We start from the raw sequence: 956 nt of genomic DNA, 5'->3' as shown, positions 1-956 counted from the left end.
TCTACCATTTCCCACACGTCACTGATTTTCTCGTGAAGAAGCGTATATTGATCCATTAAGGTTTTAATTTTTAACCTGGCCAGGTTTTTGCCTTCCTTAATGCCGATAGAATGGCGTGCAGCTTCTTTTAGCTGGCGGATCTTTTTCAATCCAACTCCCCTTGTTACTTTTTTACGTATTTCAGCCAAAATGGTCATTTCATCTGTCCCAGCTATTTCATCAGGAAACAAACCCATTTTTAAAATTTGTAACGAAGATGGGCCTTCCCAGTTCGCAAAGACAGTAGGGTATTCTGGAAAATACCTGTCTATCCATTGGTGGACGCGTCCTTGTACGGCTTGAAGGTCCTTCATTAATTGATCATACATATTCATGCCTTCTCGAAGATCTGCGTAAATTCCTTCCGGTAAATGCGGCTCAGAATAACGGCCATCTTGAATTAAACGTGAAATGACTCTGGCATCTTTTACATCATTCTTGGTTGGGGAATTATCATCTAGCTCCTTTGATTTTTTTACATGCGCTGGATTTACCACTACGACTTTAAGCCCTTTTTCCATTAGCCAATAAGCTAGAGGAAGCCAGTAATGTCCTGTTGGCTCCATACCAATAATCATATTTGATTTAGTATGTTGGCTGGCTAATTCATCTATCCAATAAGTGAACCTTTGGAAGCCCTCCAATGCGTTTTCAAAGTATAGTGGTTTGCCAATTTGAACCCCACGGAAATCCTGTGCGCGAGCAACATGTTTTTGCTTGGCGATGTCAACTCCAATAATTAAAGTTTTGTCCGTTAGTTGTAAAATCTTTTCATTTTGTTTATAATTCATGGTAGTCCTCCTTGGTTCATTTAAGGGTCCATTTTTGCTTATTAGATTTGGACACCTCGTATCATACCAAGGGGGCATTTTTTATTCAATCCTCATTTTGCTTTATTACAGGAATGCTTTCTTATC

1 protein-coding gene is annotated in these 956 nt (G+C 39.3%); it reads right to left on the bottom strand.

Annotation, left to right across the window (positions count from 1 at the left end; translation table 11 throughout):
- Positions 1-830: IS110 family transposase (locus D1839_RS20200; RefSeq protein WP_166554474.1), on the bottom strand; the 830-nt coding region annotated here is incomplete at its 3' end.
- Between the last annotated feature and the right edge of the window lie 126 nt (positions 831-956).

Source organism: Roseburia sp. 1XD42-34 (assembly GCF_009917385.1).
In the GTDB taxonomy this organism is placed as follows: Bacteria; Bacillota; Bacilli; order Bacillales; family Amphibacillaceae; genus Virgibacillus.
Note: the sequence above shows the minus strand (reverse complement) of the source record. Positions and strands in the feature narration are given on the sequence as shown.